We start from the raw sequence: 14378 nt of genomic DNA on the forward strand, positions 1-14378 counted from the left end.
TTGCAGCGCAACACTCGCTATCGCGGCGAGTTGAACGGTCGCGGCGGGAGTCGTCGACCCGTGCACCGATCAGCCGTGATCGACGATGGCGATCATGGGGCCACCGCCGGAAGGACCTTGATGAAGTGCTCCGACGGACACGAAGACGGCCGGATCGCCGACCGCCGCCGAGACCACGCCACCGACCGTGCCCTTGATCTGGCGGTGATGATGCACGTCCGAGTCGTTGAGCATGACCTGGCGACGCCCGCGGACCCGGGAGGTCGGGTCGGCCTCGCACTTGCAGAACATGTTCACAACCCGGCCGTCGAGGTCTTCTGCCTTGGCCCGCTCGGGAATATCGAGACCGGCATTGCGGATCGCCTCGTAGACGGCTTCGATGTCCAGGGCGTCGTCCATGACGCTATGGCCGATTTGATACCGCCCGCCGACCCCGCGGGCGTTTCCGACGACCACCGTCTGCGCCTGGTCGAGTTCAACACCGGACGAACATGATGCAACCGCGGAATAGAGGCTGAGGTCGTGACAGATCTGCTCGTTCGTCGGCATCTCGATCTCACCGAGCGCAACGGCGATTCCGAGCCCGGACGTGCCGTTGGAGATGTCCATGGAGCGGAGGGTCTCCTCGGTGATGACCGTGTTGCCGCGTGCCCTGGCCTGTACGATCGTCTCCATGGTGAGCAGAGGCGTTTTCGTTTGCACGTAGTGAACGTCGGCCGGATCGTCGATGCCGGCATTCTTCATGGCTCTCCGCACGCCTTCGGCGACCTTCTCGACCATCGCCACCCGCCCGATGTCCTCGGGAAGGATCGCGTCGCTCATGGCGATTCCGACGGTGAGCCGCGGTTCGTCTGATGGGGGCGCATCGACCCGGGCGAACACGGTCGCATGCGGGCACAGCACGCCGTCGACGCCGCCCGACCAAACCATCGGGATCTGCCCGACTTCCTCGACCGGGCGCGTGCCTTTCTCCATGAGCACTTTGCGGAAGGCTTGATCGGCGAGGATGCGGGTGAAGTCGTTCACACCGCCGTTCCCCTCGGTCTTGCCGACTACTGCGATGACCTCATCTGCAGCGAATACACCTTCGTCGATGAGCGCCGCCAATCCGGACGCGTCCGAGACCCCTTCGAGGATGACCTTGCGTACCTCGATCGCCATGGCGCGATACCTCCTTCTCCGACTCTGAATCTGATCTGTCCATCATCGTCCCAACTCGTGACGCCGAATAGGGGCCTAGGTCACCGAATAGGTGACGGGCGTGGCATTCTGTAGGGCATGGATGCATTTCTGGAGGCCGCCATCGAAGAGGCACGCCTGGGGTTGGCCGAGGGTGGGATTCCGATCGGGTCGGTTCTCGTAGTGGATGGTGAGATCGTAGGCCGGGGGCATAACCGTCGTGTCCAACAGGGCAGCACTGTGTTGCACGCCGAGATGGACGCGCTCGAGAACGCCGGCCGGATGTCCGGCGCCGACTATCGCCGTTCTGTGCTCTATTCAACGTTGTCGCCGTGTGACATGTGTTCCGGTGCGGCGCTGCTGTACGGAATCCCGCGAATCGTCGTAGGGGAGAACCGGACGTTCCAGGGTCCGGAATCGTACGTGCGATCACGGGGCGTTGAAGTGGAAGTCGTCGATGATCCGTCTTGCGTGGCGATGATGGAATCCTTCATTCGGGAGCACCCCGAACTGTGGAACGAGGACATCGGGGTTTGAGGAGGTTCGATGAAGAGGATCGGATTGCTCGGCGGGATGAGCTGGGAGTCGTCGGTCGAGTACGAACGGATCATCAATGAAGAAGTGCGGTCCCGGCTCGGAGGTGTGCACTCGGCCGACCTGATCGTCAGATCGTACGACTTTGCCGAGATCGAGAAGCTCCAGGAGCGTGGGGCCTGGGACGAAGCAGGAGAACTGCTGGCGGCCGATGCAGCTTCGCTCGAGGCGGCCGGCGCCGAGGTGATCCTCTTGTGCACGAACACCATGCACAAGGTGGCTGCATCCATCGAGGCGGCCATCACCGTTCCGTTCCTACACCTGGCGGACGCCACCGCCGAGGCCGTGCTGGCTGCCGGCGTGTCGAACGTCGCGTTGCTGGGCACGCGCTACACGATGGAGCAGGACTTCTACCGATCGCGGCTTGAGCGCCACGGCCTGGGGGTGCTGATTCCGGAAGAACCCGACCGAACGATGATCCACACCGTGATCTTCTCGGAGTTGGTCCGTGGTGTCATCACCGAGGAGTCGAGGGGGCAATACCTGGCCGCCATCGACCGGTTGCTGGAGCGGGGCGCGCAGGGGGTCATTGCCGGATGCACCGAGATCGAGTTGCTGGTGTCATCCGGGGACCTCGAGTGCCCCTACTTCCCGACGACCCGCCTGCACGCCCTCGCCGCAGTCGATTTCGCGTTGTGAAACCCCGTTCTGGCGTTAGAAAGCGCGCAATTCTGGCGGGTTCCTGACGCCAGAAGGGACAAAATGAGAGTTCCCCCGGAGAGGCCGGGGGAACTCTCTCCGGATGACTGGCCGGGGAAGGCCGGTGGCCGGGGGGCAAGCCACCAGATGTGCCGTCATCCGGGGGAGGGGCCTGGCTCGTCCTCGGTCGAAGCGTCGTCGAGTCGGATGATCCAGAGCCCTGAGTTCATGTCACTCAAGTAGATCAAGTCATCCTGCACGTCGACACCCCAGACCATCGGAAAGGCGGTGGCCCCATTGGGAGCGACCCAGTAGCCGACAGGATCGCGCGATCGTGGCGGAACGAACGAGCCGACCTCAGTCGGCTGTGTCGGATCGGACAGGTCCACGATCCGGACTCCGTCCGAATACCACGAAGAGATTGCCACTGACCCACTCATGACGGTGTCGTGAATCGAGTAGATGCCATCGAGCCCGAGACCACCTGCCCCGTCGTCGCTGGATCGTTGAGTGGCGAATCCGGCTATCTCTACCGGGTTCCTCGGGTCGCTCACGTCGTAGATGTGTTGTGTGCCCCATCCTTTGGTGTGGGCGTCGTCTTCCGTCGGGTAGAAATCCTCCTCATTGACGATCAATAGTGCGCTGGTTTCGTCGTATACGCTCGAATGCCGGTTGCCTTCTCCGTCCGGGATGAATCCGATGGCACTGACGAACGTCGGCCTGGCCGGATCCTCGAGATCGAGCAGGATGGTGCCTGCGTCCCAGTGCGACACCCAGGCGGTCAGTCCACCGGAGCACAACCCGACGGAGTGGGCATGGATTTCTTCTTCGTCGTATCCCCCCACGACAGGCCTGCCGTCGCGCCGGTTGTCCCAATCGGCCAACTCGACGGGGGCGGTCGGGTTGGTAGCATCGATGAACCTCGTGTCACCGAGTTCACGGTCTGTGTGGAGCAAGGACTGGCGTACGGTGGTCGCTACCAGCAGCACGCCGTCGTCACGTTGGACGACCGAAACCGAGTTGGCACCCTGCGTTCTGTCTCCGCTGCTCCAGGTGGAGAGCAGAGTCGGTTCGGCCACATCGTTGACGTCGTAGAAGGCCAGTCCGCGGAAGTTGTCCCGGGTCCTTCCGGGTTCGTCGTTGTTGCACAATCGCAGGGCCACAACGGCCAGGTCTCCGGAGAAGAAGGCCGTATTCACCGGGCCGACCCAGAGTGTTTCAGCGCTCGTGCCGGGGAACTCGTTTCCGTCGGCGAATGCACCGATTGACTCGGGACTCGCAGGGTCGGTCACGTTCACAACCCGGACTCCCGTTCCCGGGCAAAGGCCCGGGCGCCCCCACGTTCCTAGGTATGCAGTGTCCCCCTCGACCACGACATCGGCTGTGAAGCCGCCGCCGGGATCGAGACGACCGACCAATGACGTGTTGATCTCTTCATACTCCGGTATCCATCCCGCTCCGGACACACCGGCCAGCGTGGCAGCCGGTGCGTCTACGCCTTGCGCCTCGAGGAGATGGCCGTACGGGTTGACGGCAGTGCCGTCCGGCCGGTGGAGTTCGAAGTGGAGATGTGCCGGTGTTCCTTCGGCGTTGCCACTGTCGCCGACGAAATCGAGCAAGTCGCCCGCTTCGACAACGGCTCCGACAACGATGCCGTCCACCGGCGCCGCACCGAGACCATCATCGGTTCCCGGGGTGTCGTTGTTGAGATGCAGGTAGTAGGAGAGCCATCCGTCTTCGTGTTGGATCACGATGTAGCGACCGGAGAGGTCGCCGATCGTGACCCGGACGATGGTTCCGTCTGCAGCCGCCACGACGGGCGTGAGCTTGTCGGCGAAGATGTCCGTTCCCTGATGGGTTCGGCCTCCGGACCGTGGCGCTCCGAACGTATCAACGTAGGAGTTCTCGCCGGCGACCGGGAAGAGGAGCGGGTAGGCCTCGAGGACGTCGTCTTCCGGTGGTGGCGGTGTGAACTGCGCGCCACCGGTGCTGAGCATCGCGGCGATCATGACGACCGCCAGAAGTGCCTTGAGCCTATGCCCCCAGCTCACGACCTCGCTCTCGTACCCCTTCACCGTACTCCTCCTGAGGGTGTTTGGGGACCGGCCAAACGGCCGGTCCCCATTTCTCGGCTAGTTACGGTGTTGTCGTCGTTGTTGGCACCGGCCAGAAGATGATCCGGCGGAACCAGATGTCGTTCTCGGACGACTCCTCAGGCTTCCACGGGTAGTAGCGGGTGTACTCTTCGTCCGGGTCCTCTTCCGCCGAGATCATCGAGTGCCAGATGACGTACGCTTTCGAGCCGTCGGACGTTGCCCGGAGCTGGCATTCGCCCTGCTCCTCGGGCTCGCCCTTGGCGATATAGTCGTAGCGCCACACCGTCTCTCCGAAGCCGGCGTTGCTGTTCTCACCGCCGATCACCCACGGGATCTTGACGTACGAGTCGCCGTAGTTCTCGGAGCGGGTGTAGAAGATATCCAGAGGCCCGGACTCCGCCTTCTCTCCCGTTGAGCCGGTGGACTTGGCGTTGTCCACAGTACCCCAGGCGACAAAGAACATGTTGTCCACGTACTCGTCCTCAACGAATCTCAGGGGCGGCAACGTGGCAAGTCTACCGTCGAGCGGGTACACCGGCGGGGTGGTGCCCAGCCGTGGGTCGCCCGAGGACTCCTTGTTGCTCTTGATCTCCGAGATGTTCCGCGCCGGCTCGAAGGCGCCGGCTGCGATGAACTGGGCGGGTAGACCCTCGGGAGTAGCCCCCATCGGGTCCAGGTAGTTCGTCATCGCCACCCCGGTTGGCACCGGCGGTAGTTCGCCGTCGGGTACCGTTGCCGGATCGTAGGTGCCGCAGATGCCTGACGGGGCATCCAACAAGACCTGGGGTGGCAGATTCCCCGAACCGTCCGGATCTGGGTTGTTCGGATCCGACCTGAACTCGGGACAGACGTAGACACCATCCCCTGCCGGGTCGGTGGTCCAGGTCTGGCCACCGTCGAAGGACCTCCTCACGTAGAAGTTGTAGCGGTCGTTGCCGTTGCGCCCGGCCGCCCAGTTCGGCGACAGGGAGTAGGCGACGACGAAGAAGTCACCACGGATGAAGCCGCGGTGACTCCGCACATTGGAGTACATCGCCGGGCAGACCTCGGGAACTCCGTCTTCTGTGTTGAGACCGAGGACATCACAAGGTGTCCCGTCCTCATGCACCAATCCGTACGACTCGTCGCCCAGATTGGACACGTTCTGACTCCACAGCAGCACCTTGTTGGTGCCGTACCGGTCGTCGGTCGGGTCGTCGGGCGTGTCGTCATCCGGACCGGCGTCGACCGCCAGGTCGACGTTGGCGCTGGTCAGGTTGACGTGGTCCCGGCGCTGGTAGCCGTCATTGGGATCGGTGAACACGCCGCCGCACAACCGATCGCCGGAGGCCTCACCCCAGACGTTGCAGTTGTAGCCAACTGCGCTGTCTTTGTCGCCGGTGCCGTTGGGACAGGCCGGCAAGGCAAATGTCTCGTCCAGGTAGGTCGTGCACTGCATGTTCTCGAACGCAAACGGGTTATCCACCTTCGGATTGAAACCACCAGGATTTGTGGAACTCTTCTGTTCTGGTACCACGAACCTGCGTATGAACGCGTCCGCCGGACGGCCCTGCCCCTCCTGACCTTGCTTGTAGATGATCGCCCCGGCCGTCCTGGTGGCATCAATCTTGCTGTACGACTGCACCAGGAAGCGCGCCCGGCGGGCGATCTCATATCTGTACTGCAGGAAGAAGTCCTCGTCGGGTAGCCACTCGCCTCCTGTCACTTCTCCGGTAACCGGATCGGTGCTCTCATCGACCCAGTAGTCGAAGTAGAGCGGGACCGGTTGACCCGGCTCGCAGGAGCATGTTGGGTTCTCCTCGTTGGTTTCGATCACGTCCGGGGTCTTGGGGTCGTCACAGTAGGTCGGGTACAACCCGCCGCACAGCGCCGGCAAGTTGACGATGTGGCCCGGAGCCACCAGATCGGGCTGGGCGAAGTCAAAGCTGTGGTACATCATGTTCTTACCGATGTCCTGCTTGATCGGCTTCTCCTGGCCTTTGTCGTCGGATTGGTCGCCGATGATCTCGTCCACGGGGTTGTCGGTTTCGTCGTGCGCTTCATCTGCCAGCGAGTGGCCCAGACCCTTTGACTCCTCGTAGGCGAGCAACGCCCAGGCGCTCCTAGTGCCGTCGGACCTGGTGTACGGCTGCAGTTGCAGCATCGGCCGCGAGGCGAACACGTCGCCGTCGAGTAGGCGGCCATCGGAGGCCACGCAGACCAGCTTGTCGGCGCCGGCCACGTTGGTGAATCCGAACCAGCGCTCATGCTCCGATGTGCCGGGCATTGCGTCCATGAAGGAGTTGGTCCCCGACAGGTCGCACAGGTCCAGGGTTCCGCCTCGATCCATGTAGTACTGGTAGTCGGGCACGCCGTCTCCGCCGGCTCGGTACAAGCCGGTAGCGTTGTCGACCTCATCGATGTCTCGGGCCATGTAGGCATAGCGCTTGGTCCCGTTCATGTTGCCGAAGAACCCCTTGAGGTCCTCACAATTGGGGTCGCCCTCATGGTTATCCGGATCGCAGCAGGTGGCCGGATCGGCCTCGGGGTGACCGCAGAACTCTGCCGCGATTTCCTCGGGATCGATCGGTACAAACGAACCGTCCACGACCTCGGGGAAGCAGACCGGATCGTTCAAATAGGTGCTATCCGGGAAAACCGGGCAGTCCGTGCTCGGCTCCACCTTCAGCGTGTGGGTGTTGACCATGTCGTTGTCGGTGATCCGCACCGGCAGGCTGAAGGGCACCAGGACCTTGGGTCGGCCGAGGCCGGGCTTGTCGAGATAACCCTCTTCGCCCGTAGGTTCGGCGTCGGTACCGCCGCCGGGCCCGCTGGATTCGAAGTTCTCATCAACGATGTTGAAGTCGTCGTAGGAGATGAAGCTGTACCAGATGTCGGTCTTGTGGTTGGAGATGGCACCGCTCCAGCCCTCGCCGGGGCCCTTGCCCTTGCCGGGCCGCAGACCGCTCGGATCTTCCTGCCAGGAGATTGCGAAGCCGGCCCCGCGGGCCGAGGCGATCATCGGCAGGTAGGCGTCGCGCCGACCTGAGGTCAGACGCTCCGGCTTGAACCAGACGATGTCGCCGAGTCGCACTTCATCGGACTCATCAATGTCCGGCGTCTCCGGGTCGTCCAGCACGGTCATGGAGGCAAACGTGCCCGCATCCAGTTCCTTCTGGGTGGCGATCACCCCGCGGGCCGTCCAGAGGCAGGAGTAGGGGATCTCGCCGATGCCCAACTCGGCCACGTCGTCGACTTCGTCGTAGTCGACCGATCCCTGCTGACCTCGCACACCCCAGATGTCGGTGACGTAGTAGTCGTCGTCACCGGGGTAGTCGGGCTCGCATACTTCGGTGCCCTGCTCGGCGTTACCGCGGCAGTAGACCGCGCATTCGTTGACGTCTGGCGTATCTGGATTATCCGCCTCGACCTCTTCGGTCGCCGGGTCGTCGCAGGTGGTGATGGCATAGCGCGGGTTGCCGCTCTGGCAGAACTTGCTCTCCCACGCCACCAGGATCTTGTTGTCGTTGACCTTAATGTAGGGCGAGCCGGCCGTGCCGGGGAACGGCTCCTCCGTTTCCAGATCGAACGAAGACATGTCGGCCATGCGCGAGATGTTCATGCGCTTCCAGGTGGTGCCGTCGTCCCGGCTGATCGCCGTGTAGACGTCCCACGAGAAGCGGTCGGGCCAGAAGTCCTCTTTGACCTGGTCGTCGTAGATGTCGACCTTGCCCAGGTAGTTCACCAGGATCGGCTTGGCTACCTCGCGGCACTCGATGAGTGTGACCACGCACGCCTCTCCATCAACCCGGGGATCGCATTCCTCGCCGTCCGGGTCGCCGTTGAGGCGCCACTCCTCGTACGGTACGCCGAGCGTGTCGACTCCCTCGTCGTAGATCTTGTCGCCGTCTTCGTCGTAGCACAGCGAGGGATTGTCGTTGGAGCGTACGCCGGGGAAGTAGACCGGCATCACTTCCAGCTTCTGCTTCGTCTCGCCCCAGTCTTCAGTCTTCGAGACGTTCTTGCGGAAGATGCCGCTGGCGTTGAGACCGGCTTCCAGGTTGCCCTGCGCCTCTGTCGCCGAAACCATCTCGAGGACGATGTCTTCGGGGTTCCCCTCGCACACCGCCATGGTCCCGAGAATGAGAGCTTCTATCTGCCCGTCAAGGCTGAAGTCAACCTCCGCTATTCCCTCATTGGCCTTGGCGGTATCCAGACATGCGGCCACGACGGGTCGAATGTTGATCTTGCCGTCCGAGTGATCGTTGTCCAAGCTCTGCAACAACCGGGCCATGTTGACCACACGCGGATCGTTGATGTCTGCCCCGCTGAAGAGGTCGAGCGGCGAGATCTTCTGGTCGGCCAATGCACTTCCGAGATAGACCGAGCCGACCCATAGCTCGACCATCTCACCGGGGAAGTAGTCGAATCCACCTGAATCTTCGGTGGTACCCCAGTTCGTCGGGGTCGCGTAGGTCAAACCACCGACGGGTGAATCGATGAAGTGGCCTTTGCGGGGGTGAGCGAACTTCGTTGTGAAGACCGATCCGTTCTCGTAGACCGACGCCTCGTCGAATTCCATGACGCCGCTGGACTCTGCCACCGCTTCGTTGATCGGCATGGCGTAGAACCCGAGTTCATCGGCGACGACGGTCTCTCCAAGGTCATTGACCGTGAGGGTGACCAGGTCGCCGTGTATCGAGATGTAGCGGGTCTGGTCGCCACCCCACGAGTGATCGAACTCTTCTCGGAGGAAGCAGGACACCATCCCCGAGTCCTTCTTGTCCGCGAAGTCACGTTTGCACGGGAACTTCCCGGGGACGAGTGAGTCCTTCTTCAGCGGAGGCGGGTCTTCGCCGGCGTACACCTGCATGTCGCCGAACAGCCAGCCGTCCAACTCGGTCGCCTCGTCAAGCTCAAATTCGACGATGAAACTGTTCCTTGTATTCCAATACTCGGCGAAGCCGATCATCGTGACGCCGTCCTCGGCCATCAGCAGCGCCGGTTGTCTGACCACTTGGACTCCAAAAGGGGCGTCGCTTTGAGCAGGCGCGCCCATTGGAATCATCATTACGAGCGCCAGGAGGGACATCAGCACCCTCCCGCGCATGGATGAATACTTCATGATTTCCCTCCGGGGTTTCTATCGCAGCCGATTGCTGCTGAACAAGTGCCCGAATCCGGTTCCATCCGGAACCCCCTCCTGTTGCCTCCTGCCCCGGCAGGCCCTCCCGGTCGGCTCGGGGCGTACGTCCAACGTATGGACCCGATGGGTCGCGCGGAATCGGGAATGTTCCCTATAAGGGTCATTCGACCCTGAAATGGCCCAATCGCTCTTGATAAGTTGAGTCCCGTAAAGCCGTATCGATTCAGAAGAAACGCTGATACGCAGCTCGAAGCACTGCTGATATGACATCTCTGTCTGGAGCATGCTCATACCCCGGGGGCGTCAGATGAGAAAGCCCGCAGAAACTTCGGAGGGCCGCCACCGGCGATTCGGGAGAACCGCTCTCGTATTCGCTGCCGCGGTCCTACTTGCCCTGGCCCTGGTCGTTTCATCCTGCGCGAACAACGGGACCGGGACGGCGACCACTGCAATTCCGACCACGACCGCCATCGACTGTGTTGCAGCCGGCACTTGCTCAGATGGATCGGACGACACGCAGGCCACTAGTGGTCCGTCGCGGATTTGGTGACTTGGTCTCCTGCCGGACGATCCCCGCTGTGGCAGGGTTCGTGGCACTGCCTACCCCGGTCATCAAATAGCAGACAGACCACTAGTACAACGGCACCCGCCGAGGCCGAAGGCACCTACAACGGGCTGCCGGTCGGGTTCACCGACGATGGCTACCCCTACCTGGGTGATCCCGACGCCCCTGTGTCATTGGTCGAGTTCTCGGACTACCTATGCCCTTTCTGCGGTCGCCACGCCACCCAAACCAATCCCCAGCTGATAGAGCAATACGCCGCCTCGGGACAGGTCAGATTCGTGTTTTGGGACTACCCCTTAGCCGAACTTCACCCCACCGCTCCTTCCGGACACGCCGCCGCGTTGTGCATCGCCGAGCAAGGCGCCGCCCTCTTCTGGGCTATGCACGACCAGCTATTCGCCGGCCAGAGCGAATGGACCTCCCTCTTCGACAACAGTGATTACCTGGCCGGAGTAGCCGAAGAGATCGGGGCCGATCTGGACGCCTACCAGGCATGTCTCGATTCAGGCAGGACCGTCTCGGTTGTCGATCAACGGGTCGCGCAGGCTCGCCAGCTGGGGTTCTCCGGGACTCCCGGCTTCCAGATCGTTGACAATCGCACCGATGAGATCGTCGAAGTGGTGGGTGCTCAACCGGTCGAGACGTTCGTCGCCGCCATCGACGCGGTGATTTCCGGGGAAACGCCGGTCGCCACCGATCCGCCCGAGGACAAGCCCGATCTTCCACTCTGGGCAAGCGAGGACGGTCTGGCCCCCGATCCCGAACGTCCCGGCTACACCCTGGCCGGGGACGCCTACCGGGGCAACCCGGAAGCGGACCTGGTCGTCATCGAGATTTCCGACTTCCAGTGCCCCTTCTGCCAGCGCCACACTCTGGAGACCCAACCTGATCTCAACGAGCAATACATCGACACCGGACAGGTGATGTGGGTGTTCAAACACATGCCTTTGCCGTTCCATCCACAAGCTCTGGCGGCGGCCACCGCCGCCGAGTGCGCCGGTGACCAGCAGGCCTTCTGGGGAATGCATGACCTGCTCTTCGAACGGGTGGATGACTGGGCGGTCGAGCCGCCCGATACGGTGTTGGTTGAGCTCGCCGGCGAACTGGGACTCGATGAAGGGGTTTTCGCCTCGTGTGTGGGAAGCCGGACGGCCCTAGAGCGGGTAGTGGACGATCTCTACGACACCTCTGAGGTCTTCGGTTCCACCCCTACTTTCGTGGTTCTGTTCGACGGCTGGGCCTCAGTTATCGACGGCGCTCAACCATTCGAGGAGTTCGTGGCCGCCTTCGAGGAGATACCGGGGGAGTAGCCCTTTCTTCGACGTCGGTTGTGCCTACACGCGACCTATGGCGCTGGATTGAGCACAAGGGTCGAACCCGGCCGCGACGTGCTCCATGACCGGAGCGTACGCCCAACGCATGGAGGGCGGACCTCGCGCGGAATCGGGAATGCTCCCTATATGGGCCTTTCGACTCTGGGATGCTCCACCGGCGTTGGATAAGCTGCAGTCGGGTTATTCCGGGCCAATTAGAAGCTCTACTGATAAGGGGCCACAAGGCTGCCTTATGAGCCGACCGCCCGATGATCCGGCAACCGAGATATCCGGGGGGCGTGAGATGACACGACCGGAAGCGGCGCCGCCGGCCGATGGTTGGCGCTTCGGTAGGGTGACTTTGGTGGTCGCCGCCCTCCTGACTGCCGTCATGTTCGGCTGGCAGGCCTGGCACCTCTACGAGTCCTCTCAAGCGGTGGCCGAGCGTGATGCCGGTGAGTGTCCGACGCGGTCCGTGGAGGCTGCCTACAGCGCCGGCGAACGACTCGACTACCTCACGGAGGAGATCGAGCACAGTCTCTTCTTGTGGGGCCCGGAGGCTTCGGCCTCGCCTCTTCCGGAACTTGGGCTCCGCTACGACGCCACCGCGACGGAACTCAACACCGCACTCGAGCAGGCGATGCGCCTGTCCAAAGGCAAGGTGCTGCTGGCCGTGGAAGACCTGGAGGCGGCAACCGGACCTCTGAACGACCATGTGACCGAAGTCGTCCGTTTGGTTTCGGCAGGCCAACCGGAGTTGGCCGCCGCCCAAATCGCCGGAAGCCAGTTCAGCGGAGTGCGGGCCGACTACTCCGATGCCCTCGGCGAGATGTGGACTGCCAGCCGCCAGCATCTCGTCGAGCAACTCGAAAAGGAGCGCAGGAGTGAGTTACTGTCGGTCGGCATTTCCCTACTGCTCTTCGCACTCGCCGTCGGCGCCTGGGGCTTGTTCATTCGCCAGATCCGGAGGGGCCAGACTCGCCTGCAGGAAGAAGAACTCCAGCGGCACCGGGCGGAGGAGGAACTGCTCCAGGCGCAGAAGATGGACGCCCTGGGTCTGATGGCCGGAGGGATCGCCCACGACTTCAACAACCTGGTTACCGCCATCTGGGGATCCGCCACCTCTGCCAAGGAACACCTCGCATCAGACCATCCCGCTCTCCCTGCTCTCGAGCGAATTGAAGATGCCTCTGAGCAGGCGAATGGAGTCGTACGGGCACTGCTGACGTTTGGTCGGCGGTCTGAATCCAACAAAGCGCCTGTCGAGGTCGGCACCCTGATCGACTCGACCGCTCGCATTCTCGAACCGATGCTGCCTGCGTCGGTCGACCTCGAGATCGACCATCCGGCCGATACCTTGTTGTGGGTCTCCGGCGACGGAACGCAGCTGCAACAGGCGCTCATGAACCTCGCCCTCAACGCCAACGAAGCTATGCCGGAGGGTGGAAGGTTGCTCGTCCGGAGCTGGCTCTGCACAACGGCCGTCGACGCCGAACCGAAAGTGATGGTAGAAGTCACGGACACCGGGGAGGGGATTCCGCCCGACATCATCGGTCGAGTGTTCGAACCCTTCTTCACTACTCGCGCCCCCGGGCACGGTACCGGCCTCGGACTCTCGATCATGCACGGCATCGTCACCGATCACGGTGGGAGCATCCGCGTCGATTCGATACCGGGGACGGGAACTTCGTTCATCATTAGCCTGCCGGCGATTGACGCGCCCGTCGAAGACGGAACGGCCCTCTCGCCCCCTTCGGTCGCTGTTCACGATCGCAACGAACTCGTTCTTCTGGTGGAAGATCACCAGCACGTGCGCGAGATCATCGCCGAGACCCTGGAGACCGCAGGATTCCAGGTGGTGCAAGCCGCGTCGGGTGACCAGTTCCTGACGGAGTATGAGCGCCATCGCCAGGCGGTGCGGCTGCTGATTGCCGACGTGGACATCCCTCCGCCTAGTGGAGTCGACTGCATCCGACGGTTGCGATCCGACGGCGTGCAGATCCCCGCCGTCGTGATCACCGGTACGTCGGCTCCCGGCCTGGAGGAGGAACTGCGGGGATCGGCCTTTGTGCTCCGAAAGCCGTTCACGATGGCCCGGCTGGCGGACGTCGCCTCGAGCCTGGTTGAGGGAGCGGCGGTGTGATGATGAGCGTGTCCGTCGTTCTCGCCGATGATCACGTGCTCGTGCGGGACATGTTGCGCGAGCGCCTCAGCCGCAAGGGCATGGAGATCGTGGGACTCGCCTCATCGGGCGACCATGCGGTTGAGTTGGCCGTTGCCTCCCAACCAGACGTGATGGTGCTCGACATCGACATGCCCGGCATGTCTGCGTTCGAGGCCGCCAGAGAGGTGCGCAAGGCGTCTCCGTCCACAAGGGTCATATTCCTGTCCGCATTCGTCCACGATCGGTACATCGATCAAGCCCTGAGTGTCGAAGCATCCGGATACCTGACGAAATCGGAACCCCCCGAAGCCATAGTTGGAGCCATCCAGAGGGTGCATCGTGGTGCAACCAGCTTCTCGTTGGCCGTCCTCGACCGGATCGTCATCGACCCGTCTGGAGCCCGGCTCGACGATGGTTCCAGTGCCCGATCGACGACGCTCACCGACCGTGAGTGGGAAGTGCTCGGGTATGTGGCGGCGGGAATGTCCCAGAAACAGATCGCCCGGCTCGTCGGAATCAGCGTCAAGACGATTCAGCACCACATCATGCACGTGATGGACAAGCTCGACATCCACGACCGAGTTGAGCTGGCGAGGTTCGCCATCCGCGAGGGGCTGATCGAGGCCTGACGGGCCCACCCACCCCCGTTCTGGCGTCAGAAAGCGCGCAGTTCTGGCGGGTTTCTGACGCAAGAACGGGTCTG

General features: G+C 62.7%; 8 protein-coding genes. 5 read left to right on the forward strand and 3 right to left on the reverse strand.

Translation table 11 applies throughout. The features are described 5' to 3' along the window. Positions 1-69 precede the first annotated feature (69 nt). A complete protein-coding gene (locus tag P1T08_02255; protein ID MDF1594911.1) occupies positions 70-1161 on the reverse strand; it encodes a ring-opening amidohydrolase in 1092 nt (363 codons plus the stop codon). A gap of 117 nt (positions 1162-1278) precedes the next feature. Between P1T08_02255 and P1T08_02260 the strand changes: the two genes are divergently transcribed. Both P1T08_02260 and P1T08_02265 read left to right on the forward strand, forming a co-directional pair. After that, positions 1279-1716 (forward strand): nucleoside deaminase, encoded by a 438-nt coding sequence (locus P1T08_02260; protein ID MDF1594912.1) that lies wholly within the window; start codon positions 1279-1281, stop codon positions 1714-1716. A gap of 9 nt (positions 1717-1725) precedes the next feature. After that, positions 1726-2412 (forward strand): aspartate/glutamate racemase family protein, encoded by a 687-nt coding sequence (locus tag P1T08_02265; protein MDF1594913.1) that lies wholly within the window; start codon positions 1726-1728, stop codon positions 2410-2412. A 155-nt stretch (positions 2413-2567) separates the two neighbouring features. Here the strand turns inward: P1T08_02265 and P1T08_02270 are convergent, their stop codons facing one another. Both P1T08_02270 and P1T08_02275 read right to left on the reverse strand, forming a co-directional pair. After that, entirely contained in the window at positions 2568-4487 is a 1920-nt protein-coding gene (locus P1T08_02270) for a peptidoglycan DD-metalloendopeptidase family protein (GenBank protein ID MDF1594914.1), read from the reverse strand. A gap of 61 nt (positions 4488-4548) precedes the next feature. Continuing rightward, positions 4549-9612 carry a choice-of-anchor O protein gene (locus P1T08_02275; GenBank protein ID MDF1594915.1) on the reverse strand — a complete coding sequence of 1688 codons (5064 nt, stop codon included), beginning with the start codon at positions 9610-9612 and terminating at the stop codon, positions 4549-4551. A gap of 567 nt (positions 9613-10179) precedes the next feature. On the opposite strand from P1T08_02275, the gene P1T08_02280 reads away from it, so the two are divergent. The 3 genes from P1T08_02280 (at position 10180) to P1T08_02290 (ending at position 14304) form a co-directional block, all read left to right on the forward strand. Further along, complete coding sequence (locus P1T08_02280; GenBank protein MDF1594916.1) at positions 10180-11508, forward strand: thioredoxin domain-containing protein; 1329 nt, start codon at positions 10180-10182, stop codon at positions 11506-11508. 307 nt (positions 11509-11815) lie between these two features. Continuing rightward, entirely contained in the window at positions 11816-13654 is a 1839-nt protein-coding gene (locus P1T08_02285) for an ATP-binding protein (protein ID MDF1594917.1), read from the forward strand. Further along, entirely contained in the window at positions 13654-14304 is a 651-nt protein-coding gene (locus P1T08_02290) for a response regulator transcription factor (GenBank protein MDF1594918.1), read from the forward strand. Before P1T08_02285 ends, P1T08_02290 begins: the two co-directional genes overlap by 1 nt. Positions 14305-14378 lie beyond the last annotated feature (74 nt).

This window comes from Acidimicrobiia bacterium (assembly GCA_029210695.1).
Taxonomy (GTDB): Bacteria; Actinomycetota; Acidimicrobiia; order Spongiisociales; family JAHEDJ01; genus JAHEDJ01.